This window comes from Peribacillus sp. SIMBA_075 (assembly GCF_046534585.1).
Map to the genome: position 1 here is coordinate 1 of NZ_JAWRYN010001769.1, position 229 is coordinate 229.

At 33.6% G+C, this 229-nt stretch carries 1 protein-coding gene; it reads left to right on the forward strand.

Annotated features, from left to right (window positions below):
- Positions 1–20: 20 nt before the first annotated feature.
- Positions 21–229 (forward strand): GNAT family N-acetyltransferase (locus SB775_RS34510; protein ID WP_486360751.1); only part of this gene is annotated, 209 nt, incomplete at its 3' end.

Consider the following 229-nt stretch of genomic DNA (forward strand, 5'->3'; position numbering starts at 1 on the left):
ATTTAAAAGGGGTATAGACGATGCAACACGTTACTTTAGTACCACTCGATTTACGCTATGCAAATGTGATTTTCAAGCTATCAAGTGATCCACACATAAAAAATGCATTAGGAATAAAAGTAGAAAAGATAGAAGACACGAAAGCATTTCTTCTTTTCGCAATAGAAGAAGAGCGCAAAAAGAGGTCTTTATCGAGAATGATTGTAAATGAAGAAAACGAAATAATTGG